This is a genomic window from Kineosporia sp. R_H_3 (assembly GCF_002198675.1).
Lineage (GTDB): Bacteria > Actinomycetota > Actinomycetes > Actinomycetales > Kineosporiaceae > R-H-3.
Genome location: NZ_MWLL01000156.1, coordinates 1 through 18,010, shown reverse-complemented (window position 1 = coordinate 18,010; position 18,010 = coordinate 1). Strand labels below are relative to the sequence as shown.

Sequence of the window (18,010 nt, the reverse complement as noted above, 5' to 3'; positions counted from 1 at the left end):
CCGATGCCTGCGCGGTGGCCCGCCGGGCCGGCCGGGCCACCGCGCAGGCATCGGCCCGGGCCGCCCGCGGCGGGATCCGCGCCGTCCGCTCGGCGACCCACGCGGGCGGCGCCGGGGAGTCCGGGCTCGCCAGGGTGCTCGAGCTGCACATCGTCCAGACCGCGGGGGACGCCCTCGTCGCGACCGCGCTCGCGAGCACCGTGTTCTTCGCCGTCCCCACCGAGGAGGCCCGCAGCAGGGTCGCGACCTCGCTGCTCGTGACGATGGTGCCGTTCGTCCTCCTCGCGCCGGTCATCGGCCCGCTGCTCGACCGGGTCCGGCACGGCCGGCGGTACGCGCTCGCGACGACGATGCTCGTGCGCTCGTTCCTCGCCTGGGTCATGGCCGGGGCGGTCGGTGCGACGGCGGCGGCCGCGACGCCGCTGTCGTTCTACCTCGCGGCGTTCGGCTTCCTCGTGGGGCAGAAGGCGTACCACGTGACCCGTGCGGCCGCGGTCCCCCGCGTCCTGCCGGGCGGCATCGGGCTCGTCGCGGCGAACTCGCGGATCTCGCTCGCCGGCGTCGCGGCGATGGTCGTCGCCGCGCCGATCGGGGTCGGCGTCACCGCGTGGGCCGGGCCGCAGTGGTCGCTGAGGCTGGCGTTCGTCGTGCTCGCCGCGGGCGTCGTCCTCGCCCTGGCCCTGCCGCCCGTCGTCGACGTCGGCGAGGGCGAGGTGGGGGCGCTGCTGTCGTCGGGCACGGACGCCGACAGCACGGCCGTGGACGACGGCGCGCCGGACGGCGACCCCGGAGCGGACCGGGCGGCGTCCGCCCCCGACGCCGCGAGCGGGCGGGGCCGCCGCAGCATCGGCCCGCGGGTCGTGCTCGCGCTGCGCGGGAACGCGACGGTGCGGGCCTTCACCGGCTTCCTCACGCTGTTCCTCGCGTTCCGGCTGCGCACCGACCCGCTCCCGGGCTTCGGCCAGACGACGGCCGTCGCGGTCGTCGTCGCGCTCGCCGCGGTCGGCGGCGGCCTCGGCACGGTGCTCGGCAACCGGTTGCGGCGCGTCGACACCGAGCGGCTCGTCGTCGTCACCCTCGCCGGGACGGCGCTGGCCGCCGCCTGGGCGGCGCTGGCCTACGGGCCGTGGCCCGTCTTCGCCGTGGCGCTCGTCGCGGGCACCGCGCAGTCGCTCGCCAAGCTCTGCCTGGACGCGCTCGTCCAGGTCGACGTCCCGGAGGAGGTCCGCACGTCGGCGTTCGCGCGTTCCGAGACGGTGCTCCAGCTCGCCTGGGTCGCCGGCGGCTTCGTCGGGCTCGTGCTGCCGCTGTCCGGGCCGTGGGGCCTGGGCATCGCCGCGGTCGGGACGGCGGCGTCCGGGTTCGCCTCGGCGCTCACCCTCGCGGGCCGCACCCGGCGGGACGGCGGCAGCCGCCGGGCCCGCCCGGCCTGACCCGCCCGGCGCGGCGCGTCAGGCCTCGAGGTCCCCCGCGACCGCGCGGAGCACCGCCGAGACCTTCGACGCGTGCGACTTGTCCGGGTACCGCCCGCGGCGCAGCCCGTTGCCGAGGTCGTCGAGGAGCTTGATGAGGTCCTCGACGATGACGACCATGTCCTCCGGCGGCTTGCGGGTGGCCTTGACGACCGACGGCACCGGCTCGAGCACGCGCACGGACAGCGCCTGCAGCCCGCGCTTGCCCTCCGCGACACCGAACTCGACCTTGGCACCGGGCTTGAGGGACACACCCGCAGGCAGCGCCGACGCATGGACGAAGACGTCGCCGCCGTCGTCGTTCGCAAGGAAGCCGAAGCCCTTGTCGTCGTCGTACCACTTCACCTTGCCTGTAGGCACGTCACACCCTCGATCGCGCAGATCCCTCGCCGGCAGCACGCACCGGCAACCGGTTGTGCCCGAGAAGGCTATCGGCAGGCGCAAGAGGTTTCGCAGGGCGGTTGGCCCCGGTTCGTCCCCTGCCGGTCCCGGCGGGACGCTGCGGCCCGCCGTCGTACGCTGGGGCGGTGACGTCGACGCCGCCGCAGCGCACCCTCGCCGACCGCCTCGTCATGGGCGGCGGCATCGTGTTCCTCGTCGGGATCCTCGTGCTCGCGCTCGTCATGGTGTTCTTCGCCCGCACGGGTGACGCGCCGCTGTGGCTCGTCGGGCTCGCCCTGCTGAGCCCGATCGGCTTCGCGATCTCGTTCTCCGGCCTCGTCGTCCAGGCCCGCGCGCACCGCCGGGACTGACCCGCCCCGCAGCGTCCGCGCCGGGCTCAGCCCGCGCGCTCGGTCCGCTGCGCCGCGTCGTCCGCCCAGGCCCGCAGCCACGCCGGGAACCCGGTGAGGTCCGGCAGGACGACGTCCGCCCCGGCGGCCGCGAGGTCGGCCGCGGGGTGCGGGCCGGTCGCGACGGCCACCGAGACCGCCCCGGCCACCTGCGCCGCCTCGACGTCGCCGGGGTGGTCGCCGACGTAGACGTCGGCGTGCTCGGCCGCCAGCCGGACGCCCTTGGCGGCGGCGAAGAGCCCGCCGACGACGAGGTCGGGCGCGTGCACCCCGGCGTTCAGCCCGACGTGCTCGAGGACCCGCCGCACCGCCGGCTCGACCTTCGCCGAGACGACGAGCACCCGCCCGCCGAGTGCGTGGACCGTCTCGAACGCCTCGGCCGCACCCGGCAGCAGGGTGATCGGCGGGATCCCGGTCTGCGGGTACAGCGCCCGGTACCGGTCCGCCGTGGCGACCGGGTCGACGTCCGGCGCGATCACCCGCAGCGTGTCCTCGAGCGGCACCCCGATGAACCGCCGGGCGGCCTCCGGGTCGACGCTCACCCCGACCTCCGCGCAGGCGGCCGTGATCGTCGCGACGATCCCGCTCGCGGAGTCGACGAGCGTCATGTCGAGGTCGAAGCCGACGACCGGACCGGTGGGAGGGGGCTGCACGTGTCGAGCGTACGGGCCGTTCAGCCCGCCGTTCAGCCCGCCGCGAGCAGCCGCTCGATCTCCGGGACGAGCGGGCCCGCGTCGTCCGCCGCGCGGTCACCGGACATCACCGCGGGCCTGCACGAGGGGTCCACCCGGACGACGACGGGAGGCCCCGCCGGGTAGTCGAACCGCAGCTCGTAGGTCGTCCGTGTCGGCGCGTCCGGGTCGAGCATGCTGCACGACGAGTCCCACTCCGAGGTGCGCAGGTCGTCGAGCAGCCCGAGCAGCCGGTCGTACTCCGCGGGCTCGACGCTCGTCCAGGTCGGCGAGGTCCCTGCGACGTCCTCCCTGCAGACCCGCAGCGACGTCGCACCGGCGGGCACCAGGTCCCGGCCCTGCCCGAGCCGCCCCGAGCGGGGCGCCCAGCACGGCCCGGCCTCGGCGGAGTAGTCGACCGCCCAGGCCTCCCCGCCGACCCACGTCTTCGCATCGAACGTCGCGGCGAGCTGGCGGCCGAGGTTCGTGCCCGTCGCGAACCGGCCGTTCCAGCTCCGGTCGCAGCCGTTCGGGTCCGCCGACCCCGCGACCCAGACGACGCCGTCCGGGTAGGTCAGGCCGAGGAGGAACCGGGTGGTCGGCCCGCCCATGGCGGTGCAGGCGCGCGGTGCGCCGAGCCGTTCCTCGGGCAGCCAGGTGAGGTCGCCCGCGAGGGTGTCGAGCGGTCCCACGAGCACGACGGAGCCGGCCAGCGCGGGCCCGGCCCACGCCGTCGCCCCGGCCCTGAACTCCGCGCCGTCCGCCGGCGCGTACCGGCAGAGCAGCGCCCGCTGCGGCACCGCCTGCGGCACGAGCCGGTCGCCACCGTCCGGCACGGACGGCGACCCGGGCACCCACGGGTGGCCGGCCCTGTCGACGCTGTCGACCCCGCCGGCCCCGTAGACCTGCGGGCAGGTCGACGCGTCGGTCGCGGCGGCAGGGCCGGGGTCGAGGAACGACGGCGCCCCGGCGCCCCGGGCGAGCACCCCTGCCGTACCGACGACGGCGACGACCGCGGCAGCCGCGAGCAGGACCGCCCGCCGGCGGCGCCCGGCCCGGGCGGCGCGCACCCGCTCGAACCGGTCGGGCACGTCGGGCAGGTCCGGTGGCAGCTCCCGGAGCAGGGCGACCAGCGGGTCGGCGCCGGGCCGCTCCCCGCGCGTCCGGGGCAGGTCGTCGGTCATGTCGGGCGGCCCTCCTCGAGGACGTCGGCGAGCACCGGGGAGGTCGGCCCGGCGAGGCCGGCGCGCAGCCGGGCGAGCCCCTTGGACGCCTGGCTCTTCACCGTGCCGACCGAGCAGCCGACGAGGCCGGCGACCTCCCGCTCGGACAGGTCCGCGTAGTAGCGCAGGACGACGACCTGCCGCTGCCCCGGCGGCAGGGCCGCGAGCGCCTGCGCGAGGACGACGCGGTCGTCGTGACCGCCTGTCGGGTCGCCGCCCGCGACCTCCGGCAGCCGCCCCGCGGGGACCTCGCCGCGCCAGCGCAGGTGCCGCCACGAGCCGGCGGTCCGCACCATGACCTGCCGGACGTACGCCTCCGGCCGGCCCGCCGCGACCCGGTCCCAGTGCGGCCAGGTGCGGGCCAGCGCTGTCTGCAGGAGGTCCTCCGCGGCGCCCGCGTCGAGCGTGAGCATCCACGCGAGGCGCAGCAGCGCGGGCGAGCGCGTCGCGACGAACTCGCGGAACCCCGGCGGACCCTCGTCCACGGCCACCTCCTGCCCTCTAGAAGTGCCTGGACCCCGTCCGAGGTTGCCCGGTCGCGGGCGTCAGCCGGCCGACCGCCCCCGGTAGTAGGCGATCTTCCCCTCGACGTGCGCGAGGTTCGCCTCGAGCTCGCGGATCCGGCGCAGGACGTCCTCACGGTGCTCGGCGAGCAGGTCGATGCGGGCGCCGATCGTCGCGTCGTCGTCCTCCCCGACGAGCGTCGCGAACTCGCGCATCCGCCGGATCGGCATCCCGGTCTCGCGCAGGCACGTGAGGACGGCGATCCACTCCAGGTCGCCCGGGGAGTAGCGGCGGTGCCCGCTCGGCGTCCGCTCGGTGCGCAGCAGGTGCTCGCGCTCGTAGTAACGCAGGGTGTCGATGCTCACGCCGGCCTCGCGGGCCGCCTCGCCGACGCTCAGGCCGTCCCGGGCCGCGGTTGGCTGGCTCATGCCTCGACCGTAGGACCTGGAGCGCGGTCCAGGTCAACGTTCCGGGTCAGGGCCGGGTCAGGGCTTGAGGTGGAGCGCGCTCCAGGTCCTAGCGTCGCCGTCATGACGCAGAACGAGACGCAGAACGAGACGCAGAACGAGGCCCGGAGCTGGACGGCAACCCGCACCCTCGGCCGCAGCGGCATCGAGGTGAGCGCGCTCGGCATCGGCTGCTGGGCGATCGGCGGCCCGTGGACGATGGGCGGCTCCCAGGCCGGCTGGGGCGCGGTGGACGACGACGAGTCGGTCCGCGCGCTGCACGCCGCGATGGCCGCCGGGGTGACGTTCTTCGACACCGCCGCGAACTACGGCGCCGGGCACAGCGAGCGGGTCCTCGGCCGCGCGGTCGCGGGCCGGCGGGACGACGTCGTCCTCGCGACGAAGTTCGGGTACGGCGTCCGGGACGGCGAGCGGCGCGTCGAGGGCCTCGCGGTGACGCCGGACGACGTCCGCGCCTCGCTCGCGGCGAGCCTGCGCCGCCTCGGCACCGACCGGGTCGACCTCTTCCAGCTCCATGTCGGCGACCTCGACCCGGCGGTCTCCGACGACGTCCGCGCCGTCCTCGAGGACCTCGTCGCGGCCGGCAGCGTCCGGGCGTACGGCTGGAGCACGGACGACCTCGCGCGGGCCCGCCGGTTCGCCGCCGGGCCGGCGTGCACCGCCGTCCAGCACCAGCTCAACGTGCTCGAGGACAACCCGGAGATGCTCGCGTTCTGCGAGCAGGCAGGCCTGGCGAGCATCGACCGCGGCCCCCTCGGGATGGGTCTGCTCACCGGCAAGTACGACGACGGTGCGGCCTTCGCGGCGGACGACGTCCGGGCCGGCGGCGCCGCGTGGATGCGGTACTTCGTCGACGGCCGGCCGAACCCCGAGTGGCTCCGCCGGATCGCGGCGGTCCGGGAGGTGCTCACGTCCGGCGGACGGACCCTCGCCCAGGGCGCGCTGGCCTGGATCTGGGCCCGCAGCCCGGTCACGGTGCCGATCCCCGGCGTCCGGACCGTCGCCCAGGCGGAGGCGGACGCCGGGGCGCTCGCGCACGGCCCGCTGACGCCGGCGCAGCTCGCCGAGGTCTCGCGTCTGCTCGGCGGCTGACGGCCGGACCTGTTGCGGCGCATGACCTCTCACGTCATCGACGGCGCGCGGCCGGTCGCGCGAAGGTCGTCCCACGACGGCCGGACGGACCGGCCGCACGACCGCAGCAGGGAGACCGGGATGACCACGCAGACACCGACGCCGCAGACGGACCGGGCGCAAGCCCTTGTGGCGCAGTACATCGCGACCTGGAACGAGACGGACGCCGCTGCCCGCCGCAGCCTCGTGCGCGAGGTGTTCGCCGACGACGCCGCCTACGCCGACCCGATGTTCGCCGCCCGGGGCCACGACGAGGTCGACGCGATGATCGCCGGGGTGCACGGCGCCTACCCGGGCTGCCGCTTCGTCGCGACCGGCTCCGTCGAGGAGCACCACGACCGGCTGCTGTGGCACTGGGACCTCGTGCGCCCCGACGGGGTCGCACCCGTGGCGCACGGGTTGGACGTCGCCGTGCTCGCGGCCGACGGCCGGCTCGCCGACGTGACGGGCTTCTTCCGCGCGGCATGACCTCGGACGTCATGGACGGCGTGCGCCCCGGCCGGAGAGGCTGGGGCGCACGCCGGACGACGACCGACGAGGAGCCCCGATGAGCCAGGCGACCGACCGCGCGGACGCGGGGACACCGCCGCTCGGCCACCTGCTGCGCGAGTGGCGGCGCCGGCGGCGGCTCACCCAGCTCGACCTGGCGACGGCGGCGGGCGTCTCGACCCGGCACCTGTCGTTCGTCGAGACCGGCCGCTCGCAGCCGAGCCGGGAGATGGTGCTGCACCTCGCCGGGCACCTCGGCCTGCCGCTGCGCGAACGCAACCGGTTGCTCCTCGCCGCCGGGTACGCCCCCGTCTACGACGAGACCGAGCTCGACAGCCCGCGGCTGTCCGCCGTCCGCAACGCCGTGCGGCACGTCCTGCGCGGGCACGAGCCGTACCCCGCGCTCGTCGTCGACCGGTACTGGAACCTCGTCGACGCGACCGACGGGCTCGCGCTGCTCACGGCGGGGGTGGCCCCCGAGCTCCTCGAGCCGCCGGTCAACGCGCTGCGGGTCGCGCTGCACCCCGGGGGCCTCGTCCGCCGGGTGCTCAACGCGGCGCAGTGGCGCGAGCACCTGCTCGCCCGGCTCCGTCAGCAGGTCGACCTCTCGGCCGACGCGCGGCTCGAGGCGCTGCTGCGTGAGGTCCGTGGCTACCGCGTCCCGGACGGCGTGACCGTCGCGGGCAGCCGCCCGGGCGACCCGGCCGTGCCGATGGTGCTCCGCCACGAGGGCCGGGTGCTCGCCTTCGTGAGCACCGTGACGATGTTCGGGACACCGCTCGACGTCACCGTCTCCGAGCTCGTCGTCGAGGCCTTCTACCCCGCGGACGACGCCACGGCAGCCGCGCTCGCACGGTGACTCTGCGCGTCCACCAGGGCCGTATCTTCACGCAGTGCCACGAACACGATCCGTGGTCATGACCGAGAGCGCCCGATTCGGCACTGACAGTGGTATCGACCCGTGACCGGAACGGGCTTCCTCGGCCAAACGGACGCTGGCTATGCTCGCGACGTCGAGGTTCATTCGAGGCGAAACAGGACGGTCCCCATGAACGCTGAACCAACCGGTCACGGCGGGGTGGAGACGGCACGTCCGGCGATCGACGTGACGGTCGCGCACCCGGCCCGGGTCTACGACTACTGGCTCGGCGGCAAGGACAACTACCCGGCCGACAAGGAGGCCGCGGAGAAGGTCATCGCCCTCAACCCCGGCATCGTCGAAGGCGTCCGGAGCAACCGGGCCTTCCTCAAGCGGGTCGTGCGGTTCCTCGTCGGCGAGGCCGGCATCCGGCAGATCCTCGACGTCGGCACCGGCCTGCCGTCCGCGGACAACGTCCACGAGGTGGCCCAGGCCGCCCAGCCCGGCACGAAGGTCGTGTACGTCGACAACGACCCGATCGTCAACGTCCACGCGCACGCGCTGCTGACGGGCGAGCCCGGCACGGTCGACTACGTCCACGCCGACATGCGCGACCCCGCGAACATCATGCGCGAGGCCGCCCGCACGCTCGACTACTCCGAGCCCGTCGCGCTGATCATCCTCATGACGCTCCAGTTCATCACGGACGAGGAGGACCCGTACGCGATCGTCCGCTCGATGCTCGCCGAGCTCCCCGCGGGCAGCTACCTCGTCGTCTCGCACCCCGCGGTCGACGAGAGCGGCATCGCGAACCGGGCCACCGCCCAGTACAACGAGAAGGTCGCGACGTCGATGAAGCGCCGCACCCACGAGGAGATCGCGGCGTTCTTCGAGGGCCTCGAGCTCGTCGAGCCCGGTGTCGTCACGCTCCACGACTGGCGCCCGGACGACGACCCGGACGCCCCGCGCACCAAGTCCCCGGCGCTGGGCGGGGTGGCCCGCAAGGCCTGACCGAGCCGCATAGATCGGCACGTGACATATATCGGCGCGCTGACTATGGTTCCGCCATGGTCACCGAGATGCGCGACCCCACGGTCTACCTCCTCACCGCCCTGTCGAGCGGCCCGCGGCACGGGTACGCCCTCATCACCGAGGTCGCGGACCTCTCCGACGGCCGGGTCAGGCTGCGCCCGGGCACCCTCTACGGCGCCCTCGACCGCCTGCTCTCCGACGGCCACGTCGCCGTCGCCCGCGAGGAGGTCGTCGACGGCCGGCTGCGCCGGTACTACGAGCTGACCCCCGACGGCGCAACGGTTCTCGCCGAGCAGGCCGCCCGGCTGCGGCGCCTCGCCGAGTCGACGACCGCCGCGCTGCGGCTGCGCGGGGCGACCGCGTGAGCGCCGACCCGACCCCGTGGCGCTTCCGCCGGCTGCTCGCGCTCTACCCGGCGCAGTGGCAGGCGGAGAACGGCGACGCGATGCTCGGCGTCATGCTCGACGCCGCCGAGGCCGAGGGCCGCACCGGACCGACTGCGCGAGAAGCGCTCTCGACGCTCGGGCACGCGACGACGCAGTGGCGGTCGAGGCTGCAGGCGTGCCGCCGCGACGACGCGCTGCTCCGTTCGTTCGCGGCGCTCGGCCCGGCCGCAGTGGTGAGCGGCGCCGTCCTCGCCGTGCTGGGCCTCGGCTTCGGCGAGCTGGCGCCCGTCCTCACGGGGACGCCGACCGTGTGGGGTCCCGAGCCCTTGCTCGGGCTCACGACGACCGCCGTCCTCGTCCACGTCGTGTGGCTCGTGGCACTCGGCGTGGCGCTGGCGGGCCGGGCGCGCACGGCACGGCGGGCTTTCGCCGCTGCGGCCGCGGCGCCCGCCCTCGTCGCCGTCCTCAGCGCGCTGACCGGGCTTCCGCAGGCCCGGGTCGGGTTGCTCGGCGGGCTGACGGTCTTCGGGGCCGTCGCCGCGGTGGCATGGCCGGACGCCTCCCGCAGGCTCCGCGTCGTCGTCGGCGCAGCCGTGCTGGCCGGGACGGCGACCGGGGCGACGCAGATCCTGCGAACGGCGGCGGCGTCGCAGTCCAGCGGCACCGCATGGGAGTTCACCGGTCACGGCTTCTACTCGGTCTTCGGACTGGCCTCGCTCGGCGGCCTCGCCACCGTTGCGACGTGCGCGGCCCTCGGCCTGGGGCTGGTGACCGTATGGAACCGTCCTGGCATCCTCACGACCGCCGTCGTGGTGGGAGGCACGTGGATCGTGGTCACCCATGCCGGGATCGCGGCACGGGAACCTGGTGCGTGGATGCTCAGGCCGTCCGACCTGCTGCCGTTCGCCGCCCTGCTCGCGATCCCGTTGTCCCTGGGACTGCTGATGACGGCGGTCCGACTCCGCAGCCGCACGGTCCGGGCCTAGAAGACGCAGGAGCGTGGAGGATCCCGCGGCACACCGCCGCGGGATCCTCCACGCTGACCCCGGTCCGGGGTCAGAGAGCCTGACTCAGATGCCGCTCACCGAGCGGTGCAGGTCCCGCAGGCGGCGGAACGCCAGGCGCAGGTTCTCCGTGTCGCCCTGGCCGTCCCCTGCGACACCGTCCGGGCCGATGCCGGCCTTGGCCATCATCGCGTCGACGGCCTGCTGCACGAGGATCCGGCCCTGCTCGACGGCGTGCCGCGGGTCGTCGACGAAGTCACCGGCGAGCCGGCGCCAGGCGTCGTCCGCGGCCGCGCCGTCCGCACCGACCGAGCCGGGCCTCGACGCCGTGGTGAGCTCCGAGCGCCAGCCGGGCTCGTCGTGGCCGTCCGGGCCGCCGAGCCGGGTGAGCCGGTCGTCTCCCGCCGCCTGCTCGGTCGCGGCGCCGGCCACATGGCTGCCGGTCTGCGCGGGTGCGTCGGCCGGCGGCATGCCCTCGTCGGTCGCCCGCTCACCAGGCTGCCGGTCGTCGGTCGCCCACTCGTCGGGGAGCCCTGGCTCGCGCCCGACCTCGGGTCGGGTCACGGGCATCGCGACGGTCCTGTCCTCGTGGGTGCTCACGGGCGGACCTCCCGGCGGCCGAGGGCCTCGTCGGTCGACCAGGTGCTGCCGTCGGGCGCGGATCCGTCCCGGACGTCGACGACGTACGGGGAGTGGGTCGCGTCGTCGCTCGGACGACGCACGTCGGCGTCGGCCGCGGTGCCCGTCAGCGCGCCGTAGAGCGAGCGGTAGTGGACGAACGCCTGGCGCAGGTCCTCGGTGTCGGCCGCACCGGACTGCATGTGCCGGGCGTGGGCGTCGTGCGCGGCGCGGTAGTGCTCCACGACGTCCGCGTGGTCGGTCGACAGCATCGCGGCACGCTCGGAGAAGTCCTCGACCGGGTACCCCCGGTCACGCATGACGGCCGTGACGAGGCCGTCGGCGTCGGCGACCGCCTGGCCGGGCTCGTCGACGAACCGGGCCTGCACACCGGCCCACTGCGCGTCGTACCGGGCCTTGGCCTCGGGGTCGAGGTCACGGACGTCGAGCTGGTCGCGCCGGTCGGCGAGCTCTGCGAGCTGCGACTCGGCGGCGCGCCGGCCACCGGACTGCGCGACGGCGCGGTCGTACTCGGGGCCGAACCGCGACTGCAGCGCGGCGCGGCGCCGGCCCTGCACGACGGTCCAGGCCACCGCGGCGACCACCGCGAGGACGACGAGGACGACGAGCACCCAGACGAGGGGTCTCATGACGGTCTCCTTGAGGGACGGGCGGCGCGGGGCTGCGCCGGCACTGCCCGGTGACGGCCGGCGGTGCCCCCCGGCACCGCCGACCGCACCCCGGGGCGTCGTCCCAGTACCCCGGGGGCCGGTTCTCACACCCCTCGTGCTGATCCTGGTCGCCCCCGCGGGGCCGTCGCGTCAGGCGTGCCGGACCGCTGCGGCGTCCTGGAGGCCGAGGATCTCCACGGCCTGCGCCCGCATCTCGACCTTGCGGACCTTGCCGGTGACGGTCATCGGGAAGCCGTCGACGACGTGCACGTACCTCGGCACCTTGTAGTGCGCGAGCTGGTCGGCGCAGAACGCCCGCACCGCCTCCGCGGTGAGCGCCTCCCGGCCCGCCTTCATGACGACCCAGGCCATGAGCTCCTCGCCGTACCGCACGTCGGGGACGCCGACGACCTGGACGTCGGCGATGTCCGGGTGGCTGTAGAGGAACTCCTCGATCTCGCGCGGGTAGATGTTCTCCCCGCCGCGGATCACCATGTCCTTGATCCGGCCGGAGATGTTCACGTAGCCGGCCGCGTCCATCACCGCGAGGTCGCCGGTGTGCATCCACCCCGCGGCGTCGATCGACTCGGCGGTCTTCGCCGGCTCGTCCCAGTAGCCGAGCATCACGGAGTACCCGCGGGTGCACAGCTCGCCGGCCGTGCCCCGCGGCACCTCCAGACCCGTCGCCGGGTCGACGATCTTCACCTCGACGTGCGGCATCACGGTGCCGACGGTCGACGTCCGCCGGTCGAGGTCGTCCTCGCGGCGCGTCATCGTCGACACCGGAGAGGTCTCGGTCATCCCGTAGGCGATCGTCACCTCGGCCATGTGCATCTCGTCGACGACGCGCTTCATGACCTCGACCGGGCACGGCGAGCCGGCCATGATCCCGGTGCGCAGCGTCGAGGTGTCGAACGCGGCGAAGTCCGGGTGCGACAGCTCGGCGATGAACATCGTCGGGACGCCGTAGAGCGCCGTGCACCGCTCCTCCTGCACGGCCTTGAGCGTCAGCCCGGGGTCGAACGACGGCGACGGGATGACGACGCAGGCCCCGTGGGAGGTCGCCCCGAGGTTGCCCATGACCATCCCGAAGCAGTGGTAGAACGGCACCGGCAGGCAGACCCGGTCCTCCACGGTGAACCCGAGCACCTCGGTGACGAAGTAGCCGTTGTTGAGGATGTTGTGGTGCGAGAGCGTCGCGCCCTTGGGGAAGCCCGTCGTGCCGGACGTGTACTGGATGTTGATCGGGTCGTCGAACGACAGGGTCGCCATCACCTCGTCGAGCCGGTGGTGGTCGGCCCGGCCACCCGCCTCGACGAGGTCGGCCCACGACTGCTCGCCGATGTGCACGACCTGCTCCAGCGCGGGGCAGTCGCCGCGGACCGACTCCACCATCGCCCGGTAGTCGCTCCCCTTGTGCTCGACCGCGCTGACGAGCACCCGCATGCCGGACTGGTTGACGACGAACGTCAGCTCGTGCGCCCGGTACGCCGGGTTGACGTTGACGAGGACCGCACCGATCTTCGCCGTCGCGTACTGGACGAACATCCACTCCGCGCAGTTCGGCGACCAGATCCCGACCCGGTCCCCCTTGGTGACACCCATCGCGAGCAGCCCGAGCGCCACCTGGTCCACGGCGATGTCGAGCTCGTTGTACGTCCAGCGCCGCGACGTCGCGCAGTCGACGAGCGCCTCCCGGTCGCCGTACCGGGCGACGGTGCGCTCGAGGTTGGCGCCGATGGTCTCGCCGAGCAGCGGGACGTCGGCGGTCGAGGAGGAGTACGAGGGCAGGGGCTTGCTCAGCACAGCGAACCTCCGGGGCCGGGACGTCGTCGTCGGGCGACGACCATCCTCACCCGGCCGGCGCCACGCCGGTAGTGCAGTTTCTGGACAGCGGACGCCGTCCCGCCGCCGCGGCCGCCCGGCGGGGGTCAGGCGCCGCGGCGGTTGAGCCGGACGGCGAGGTAAGCACCGGCGATGACGGGGCCCATCAGGGCGAGGGCCAGCACGGGCAGGACGACGAACGAGCCGATGAACACGACGTTCCTCCGGAGGGCAGACGGGTCAGGGCGCGGGGACGGCGGGTTCGGTCGCGACGACCGGCGCCGGGACGGACTGGTCGTACGTGGTGGTCGAGCTCGTCGGCACCGCGACGAGGACGGCGAGCGCGCCGGCGACGAGCACGGCCACCGGCAGCATCGTGAGCACCGTCGCGACGACCTTCTCGCGACGGGTCCAGCGCTCGGAGACCCAGGCGAGGACGAGCCCGACGAGCGGCCCGACGACCGGGACGACGACCGTCCCCGCCGTGAGCAGCAGCACCGCGGCGATCTCCAGCCCGCCCCAGGGCGAGACCCGTGGCGCCGGCCACGGCTGCTGCCCGGGCGGGCCGGTCTGCCAGACGGGCGTGACGGGTGCGGCGGCCGCCGCGGGTGGCGCGCCGTCCGCCTCGGCGGCGACGATGTCCGCCGGGTCGCCGAGCCGGTCGAGCGTCTCCCGGAGGGCGGCCTCGTCGCCCGCGCCGACCGACAGCGCGTCCCGCAGGTGGTCGCGGATCTCCGCGACGAGCTCCTCGCGGCGCCCCGGCGGCAGCGCGGCCGCCGCCTCGTCGAGGCGCGCGAGGAACCGCGTCACCTCCGGATGGTCCAGGCCAACCGACATCATTCGCTCCTCCCGGGGCCGGGCTGCCCGCCCGCGCCAGTGCTGCTGGTGACGGTGCCGACCTGGCCGCCGTCCGTACCGTCGGCCGCCGTGGCGACCCGTCCCCTCCCCGGGCCGGGCGCCGGCGTCGTCCCGAGGACCCGGTCGACACCGTCGCGGAACCGACGCCAGTCGACGACGAAGCGTTCCAACGCCGAGCGCCCGTCCGCCGTCAGCGCGTAGTAGCGCCGCGGCGGGCCGGCGTCCGACTCCTGCCACGTCGTCGTGACGAGACCGTCCTTGCGCAACCGCGAGAGCAGCGGGTAGATCGTGCCCTCGCTCGTGAGCAGGCCGTCGGCCTCGCTGAGCTCGCGCACGAGGTCGAACCCGTAGCGCGGCTGCCCGCGGAGCAGGGCGAGCACGCAGTACTCCAGCGCGCCGCGGCGCAGCTGGGGCAGCACCTGCCGTGCCTCACCCGGTTCCATGCGTCACAAGGTAGCCATCGGTACCGTGCGACGCAAGCATCCGTCGGTCCGGACGGCGTCAGTCCGCCGGACGGCGCAGCGCGAGCGCGAGCAGGACGCCCGACACGGTCGCGGTGACGGTCTGCGCGACGACGACCGCGACGCCCGAGACCGGCAGCAGCCCGAACGGCGCGAGCACGGCGACCGCCACCGCGACCCGGGTCCGCGGCCGCCACCCCGAGGACAGCGTCGCCAGGAGCGCCCCGAGCGTCGGGAGCACGAGCGGGACGGCGTAGGCGCCACCGACGAGGCAGAGGACGGACCACACCTCGAGCGGCCGCCAGGCGGCCTCGTCGGCGACGCGCACGGGTGAGGACGGGCCGAGGGGCACTGCTGCCGGGGTCATGACCGCTCCTGTCGACGGGCGGGACCACCGGGCGGCGGTCCGCGGGCGACGTCGGGGCGGCGACGGGCAGGTCGCCCTGCCGGCGGGATCCTCTCGCACCGGACGCCTCCCGGACCAGACCCGGTAGCGTCGCGCCGTGCGCATCGGTCTCATCATCCTTCCCCAGCGTCCGTGGTCCGAGCAGGCCGACCAGTGGCGGCGGGCCGAGGCGGACGGCTACGACCACCTCTGGACCTACGACCACCTCACATGGGACCCGCTCGAGGGAACCCCCTGGGGCGCAACGGTTCCCACCCTCGTCGCGGCGGCCACCGTGACGACCCGGGTGCCGCTGGGCACGTGGGTGGCGTCCCCGAACTACCGGCACCCGGTGCCGTTCGCCCGCGAGCTCGCGGGCCTGGACGACGTCAGCGGCGGACGCGCCGTCCTCGGTGTCGGCGCCGGCGGCACCGGCCACGACGCCCGGGTGCTCGGCGGCCCGGAGCTCACGCCCGGCGAGCGCGCCGCGCGCTTCGAGGAGTTCGTGGACGTGCTCGACATGGTGCTCACCGGGGCTGCGACGACCCACGACGGCCCCGCGTACCGCGCCGTCGACGCCCGGACCACGGTCGCGTGCGTGCAGCGCCCCCGGCTGCCGTTCGTCATCGCGGCGAACGGCCCCCGGACGGTGCGGCTCGCGGTACGCCGCGGTGAGGGCTGGGCCACGACGGGCACCCTGCGGCGCAGCGAGGCCGGCACCGACGACGCCTGGTGGGACGGCGTCGCGCGGCTGTCCGACCAGGTCGACGAGGCCCTCGCCGCCGACGGCCGCGACCCGGCGACGCTGCGGCGGTACCTGTCCGTCGACGCCGCCCCGACCTTCGCGCTCGTCTCGGCCGGCTACCTCGAGGAGGTCGTCGGCCGGGCCGCCGCGCTCGGCTTCACCGACGTCGTCGCGCACTGGCCGCTGCCCGGCGCGCCCGTGTACGACGCACCCGAGTCGGTCCTCGACGACGTCGCCGCGCTGCTGCCGGCGCTGCAGGCGGTCGAGCCCGCCGCGCGCTGACCCGCGGCACCGGGCACGGGCCGACCGCGTACCGTGGTGCGGATGCCCCCCGCCCGCCGTGACCCACCGCGCAGCCTGGCCGACGACCTGCGCCGCCGGGACGACGGCGCGCTCGCGCGGCTGCTCGCACGGCGTCCCGACCTGGGCGTCCCGCTCCCGGCCGACCTGACGACCCTCGGCGCCCGGGCGACGAGCCGGGCGAGCGTCCAGCGGGTGCTCGACGGGCTCGCCGCCCCCGCGCTGCAGGTCGTCGAGGTGCTCGCGGTGCTGCCCGAACCGACGACGACCGGCGAGGTGAGCCGGCGCTGGGGCGCGCCCGCCGGGGACGTCCTCGACGACCTGCGCGACCTCGCCCTCGTCTGGGGCACCCCGCGCGGCCTGCGCCTGGTCCGGACGGCGCGGGACGTGCTCGGCGCCCACCCCGCCGGCCTCGGCCCGCCGCTCGCGGAGGCGCTCGGCCGTCGCAGCCCGTCGCGCCTCGCCGAGCTCCTGGAGGACCTCGGGCTGCCCGCGACGGGCGACCCGGAAACGGCGCTCACCCGCCTCGCCGAGCACCTCGGCACCGCCGACGCCCTCGACCCCCTGCTCGCCGGCGCCCCGGACGGCGTCCGCACCGTCCTCGACCGGCTCGTCTGGGGGCCGCCCGTCGGTGCGCTCCCGGACGCCGACCGCGCGGTCCGGACGGCGAGCGCGACCGGCCCCGTCGAGTGGCTCCTCGCGCACGGGCTGCTCGCGGTCGCGGACGCCGGCCACGTCGTCCTGCCCCGCGAGGTCGGCCTCGTGCTGCGCGGCGGCCGGGTGCACCGGACACCGGTGACCGGCCCGCCCGCCCTCACGGTCCGGGACCGCTCGAAGGCCGCGGTGCGCGGCACGGCCGCCGGCGCCGCCGCGGAGGCCGCCCGGCTCGTCGAGGCGCTCGGCGAGCTGTGGGGCACGACCCCGCCGCCGGTGCTGCGCTCGGGCGGGCTCGGCGTCCGCGAGCAGCGCCGGACCGCCCAGGCGCTCGAGGTGGACGACGCCACCGCGGCGCTCGTCGTCGAGGTCGCCTACGCGGCGGGGCTCGTCGCGGACGACGGCGAGGCCGACCCGCACTTCGCGCCGACCCCCGCGTTCGACGCCTGGCTCGCGCTCGAGGTGCCCGACCGCTGGGCGGTGCTCGCGGGCGCCTGGCTCACGACGACCCGCTGCCCGGGCCTGGTCGGCACGCGCGACGAGCGGGACGCCGTCCGCACGGCCCTGTCCCCCACCGTCGAGCGGGCCTCGGCACCCGAGGTGCGCGCGCTCGTCCTGCGCACGCTCGGCGAGGCGAAGGCGTCGGCGTCGGACGCCGCGGCCGTCGTCGACCCCGCGTCCGTGCACGCCCGCGTCGACACCGCGGCGCCGCGCCGGACGGGCCGGATGCGCTCGTTGCTCGTCGACCGCGCGCTCGTCGAGGCAGCCTGGCTCGGCGTCACGGGGGCCGGTGCGCTCGCCGACCACGGCCGCGCCCTGCTCGGCCCGCCCGACGCGCAGACCGCCTCCGCCGCAGCGGGTCCGGGCGGGCGACCGGTGCTCGACAGTGCCGACGCGCTCACCGCGGCCGCCGACGCGCTGGCCGCCGTCCTGCCGGAGCCGGTCGACCACGTCCTGCTCCAGGCGGACCTCACCGCCGTCGCCCCGGGCCCGCTCGAGCCGGGGCTCGCCCGCGACCTCGCCCTCATGGCGGACGTCGAGAGCCGCGGCGGTGCGACCGTCTACCGGTTCACCCCGGCCTCGGTGCGCAGGGCCCTGGACGCCGGCCGCACCGGCGACGACATGCTCAGCGGGCTCACCGCCTGGAGCCGGACCCCGGTGCCGCAGCCGCTGGAGTACCTCGTCACCGACACCGCCCGACGGCACGGCCGGGTCCGGGTCGGGGCGGCCGGCTCGTACATCCGCTGCGACGACGAGGCGGCGCTCTCGGAGGTGCTCGCCGACAAGCGGGCCTCGACGCTGCGGCTGCGCCGGCTCGCCCCGACCGTCGTCTCGGCCCAGGCCGGCCCGGACACGGTGCTGTCGGTGCTGCGCTCGATGGGTCTGGCCCCCGCGGCCGAGAGGACGGTCGGGGCGAGCCGGCGCAGCCGCAGCGTCGAGGCCCGCTTGTCGGCGAGCACCTCCG

The 18,010-nt window shown here is 75.8% G+C and carries 20 protein-coding genes and 1 pseudogene; 10 read left to right on the top strand and 11 right to left on the bottom strand.

Annotated features, from left to right (window positions below):
• Positions 1 to 14 precede the first annotated feature (14 nt).
• On the top strand, positions 15 to 1,433 hold the full coding sequence (locus ECOMGDLI_RS16275) for an MFS transporter (RefSeq protein WP_369812756.1): 1,419 nt from the start codon (positions 15 to 17) through the stop codon (positions 1,431 to 1,433).
• A gap of 18 nt (positions 1,434 to 1,451) precedes the next feature.
• Here ECOMGDLI_RS16275 and ECOMGDLI_RS36455 read toward each other — a convergent pair whose 3' ends face one another.
• On the bottom strand, positions 1,452 to 1,832 hold the full coding sequence (locus tag ECOMGDLI_RS36455) for a cold-shock protein (protein WP_088289555.1): 381 nt from the start codon (positions 1,830 to 1,832) through the stop codon (positions 1,452 to 1,454).
• A 167-nt stretch (positions 1,833 to 1,999) separates the two neighbouring features.
• On the opposite strand from ECOMGDLI_RS36455, the gene ECOMGDLI_RS16265 reads away from it, so the two are divergent.
• The gene (locus ECOMGDLI_RS16265) at positions 2,000 to 2,224 is read left to right on the top strand and encodes a hypothetical protein (RefSeq protein ID WP_088289553.1); all 225 of its coding nucleotides are present in this window, start codon (positions 2,000 to 2,002) and stop codon (positions 2,222 to 2,224) included.
• 26 nt (positions 2,225 to 2,250) lie between these two features.
• On the opposite strand, the gene ECOMGDLI_RS16260 is transcribed toward ECOMGDLI_RS16265, so the two are convergent.
• From ECOMGDLI_RS16260 to ECOMGDLI_RS16245, 4 genes are read right to left on the bottom strand one after another with little or no spacing between them, the layout of a single operon-like run.
• Positions 2,251 to 2,916: an HAD family hydrolase gene (locus ECOMGDLI_RS16260; protein ID WP_233153486.1), complete on the bottom strand. Its 666-nt coding sequence runs from the start codon at positions 2,914 to 2,916 to the stop codon at positions 2,251 to 2,253.
• 32 nt (positions 2,917 to 2,948) lie between these two features.
• Complete coding sequence (locus ECOMGDLI_RS16255; protein ID WP_088317919.1) at positions 2,949 to 4,118, bottom strand: hypothetical protein; 1,170 nt, start codon at positions 4,116 to 4,118, stop codon at positions 2,949 to 2,951.
• Complete coding sequence (locus tag ECOMGDLI_RS16250) at positions 4,115 to 4,642, bottom strand: SigE family RNA polymerase sigma factor (RefSeq protein WP_088317918.1); 528 nt, start codon at positions 4,640 to 4,642, stop codon at positions 4,115 to 4,117. Before ECOMGDLI_RS16250 ends, ECOMGDLI_RS16255 begins: the two co-directional genes overlap by 4 nt.
• Positions 4,643 to 4,702: 60 nt before the next feature.
• Positions 4,703 to 5,089, bottom strand: a complete 387-nt coding sequence (locus ECOMGDLI_RS16245; protein ID WP_088317917.1) for a MerR family transcriptional regulator — start codon at positions 5,087 to 5,089, stop codon at positions 4,703 to 4,705.
• Positions 5,090 to 5,191: 102 nt separating this feature from the next.
• Here ECOMGDLI_RS16245 and ECOMGDLI_RS16240 point away from each other — a divergent pair, with 102 nt between their 5' ends.
• The 6 genes from ECOMGDLI_RS16240 (at position 5,192) to ECOMGDLI_RS16215 (ending at position 10,011) form a co-directional block, all read left to right on the top strand.
• On the top strand, positions 5,192 to 6,220 hold the full coding sequence (locus ECOMGDLI_RS16240; protein ID WP_088317916.1) for an aldo/keto reductase: 1,029 nt from the start codon (positions 5,192 to 5,194) through the stop codon (positions 6,218 to 6,220).
• Positions 6,221 to 6,340: 120 nt separating this feature from the next.
• A complete protein-coding gene (locus ECOMGDLI_RS16235; RefSeq protein ID WP_088317921.1) occupies positions 6,341 to 6,727 on the top strand; it encodes a nuclear transport factor 2 family protein in 387 nt (128 codons plus the stop codon).
• Between the two features lie 79 nt (positions 6,728 to 6,806).
• On the top strand, positions 6,807 to 7,607 hold the full coding sequence (locus tag ECOMGDLI_RS16230; RefSeq protein ID WP_088317915.1) for a helix-turn-helix domain-containing protein: 801 nt from the start codon (positions 6,807 to 6,809) through the stop codon (positions 7,605 to 7,607).
• Positions 7,608 to 7,796: 189 nt separating this feature from the next.
• Complete coding sequence (locus tag ECOMGDLI_RS16225) at positions 7,797 to 8,618, top strand: SAM-dependent methyltransferase (protein ID WP_088317914.1); 822 nt, start codon at positions 7,797 to 7,799, stop codon at positions 8,616 to 8,618.
• 56 nt (positions 8,619 to 8,674) lie between these two features.
• On the top strand, positions 8,675 to 9,004 hold the full coding sequence (locus ECOMGDLI_RS16220; protein ID WP_088317913.1) for a PadR family transcriptional regulator: 330 nt from the start codon (positions 8,675 to 8,677) through the stop codon (positions 9,002 to 9,004).
• Positions 9,001 to 10,011, top strand: a complete 1,011-nt coding sequence (locus ECOMGDLI_RS16215; protein ID WP_088317912.1) for a hypothetical protein — start codon at positions 9,001 to 9,003, stop codon at positions 10,009 to 10,011. The genes ECOMGDLI_RS16220 and ECOMGDLI_RS16215 overlap by 4 nt, the downstream gene beginning before the upstream one ends.
• A gap of 84 nt (positions 10,012 to 10,095) precedes the next feature.
• Here the strand turns inward: ECOMGDLI_RS16215 and ECOMGDLI_RS16210 are convergent, their stop codons facing one another.
• From ECOMGDLI_RS16210 to ECOMGDLI_RS16185, 6 genes and pseudogenes are all read right to left on the bottom strand, one after another.
• Complete coding sequence (locus tag ECOMGDLI_RS16210) at positions 10,096 to 10,629, bottom strand: hypothetical protein (protein WP_088317911.1); 534 nt, start codon at positions 10,627 to 10,629, stop codon at positions 10,096 to 10,098.
• Complete coding sequence (locus ECOMGDLI_RS16205; protein ID WP_198954914.1) at positions 10,626 to 11,297, bottom strand: hypothetical protein; 672 nt, start codon at positions 11,295 to 11,297, stop codon at positions 10,626 to 10,628. Before ECOMGDLI_RS16205 ends, ECOMGDLI_RS16210 begins: the two co-directional genes overlap by 4 nt.
• A 171-nt stretch (positions 11,298 to 11,468) precedes the next feature.
• A complete protein-coding gene (locus ECOMGDLI_RS16200; protein ID WP_088317920.1) occupies positions 11,469 to 13,121 on the bottom strand; it encodes an AMP-binding protein in 1,653 nt (550 codons plus the stop codon).
• Between the two features lie 261 nt (positions 13,122 to 13,382).
• The gene (locus ECOMGDLI_RS16195) at positions 13,383 to 13,952 is read right to left on the bottom strand and encodes a hypothetical protein (RefSeq protein ID WP_088317910.1); all 570 of its coding nucleotides are present in this window, start codon (positions 13,950 to 13,952) and stop codon (positions 13,383 to 13,385) included.
• Between the two features lie 158 nt (positions 13,953 to 14,110).
• A pseudogene (locus ECOMGDLI_RS16190) lies at positions 14,111 to 14,443 on the bottom strand (PadR family transcriptional regulator); the annotation flags it as partial.
• A gap of 58 nt (positions 14,444 to 14,501) precedes the next feature.
• Positions 14,502 to 14,828: a hypothetical protein gene (locus ECOMGDLI_RS16185; RefSeq protein WP_143447739.1), complete on the bottom strand. Its 327-nt coding sequence runs from the start codon at positions 14,826 to 14,828 to the stop codon at positions 14,502 to 14,504.
• Between the two features lie 136 nt (positions 14,829 to 14,964).
• Between ECOMGDLI_RS16185 and ECOMGDLI_RS16180 the strand changes: the two genes are divergently transcribed.
• Both ECOMGDLI_RS16180 and ECOMGDLI_RS16175 read left to right on the top strand, forming a co-directional pair.
• Entirely contained in the window at positions 14,965 to 15,873 is a 909-nt protein-coding gene (locus ECOMGDLI_RS16180) for an LLM class flavin-dependent oxidoreductase (RefSeq protein WP_088317905.1), read from the top strand.
• A gap of 42 nt (positions 15,874 to 15,915) precedes the next feature.
• On the top strand, positions 15,916 to 18,010 hold a 2,095-nt coding region (locus ECOMGDLI_RS16175), incomplete at its 3' end, for a helicase-associated domain-containing protein (RefSeq protein WP_143447738.1).